At 54.4% G+C, this 373-nt stretch carries 1 protein-coding gene; it reads left to right on the forward strand.

Annotated features, from left to right (window positions below):
* Positions 1–258: 258 nt before the first annotated feature.
* Positions 259–373: hydantoinase/oxoprolinase N-terminal domain-containing protein (locus EXE45_RS18300; protein ID WP_137695155.1), on the forward strand; the 115-nt coding region annotated here is incomplete at its 3' end.

Here is a 373-nt window from a genome sequence, read left to right on the forward strand (position 1 = left end):
GGACGACAATCGATTATTCGGGGCCGAGCGGCCAGGTGAATTACGACGATAACGGTGACGTCGCCAGTGACATGGCGATCGTTCAGGTTCAGGACGGCGAGTTCGTCGATCAGGAAACGATCCCAGCCAGTGACCTGGTCTAATCAGCTTTGCGTCCCGTAACCGCACTACGGGACGCCTGCGATTTATCACCAACTCAATCATGACTAGCAGATATACGCAACAGGTGTATCGGCCTCTCCGCGGTGGGGAAAACCAATGACCAGCGATGATGTCCGTATCGGTGTCGATATTGGTGGCACGTTCACTGATCTCGTAACTGTCTCGGACGGAACGCTTGATGTCACAAAGACGTCTTCGACGCCTGTAGCAC

Origin of the sequence: Halorubrum sp. SP9 (assembly GCF_005435015.1) — an archaeon.
Classification (GTDB): Archaea; Halobacteriota; Halobacteria; order Halobacteriales; family Haloferacaceae; genus Halorubrum; species Halorubrum sodomense.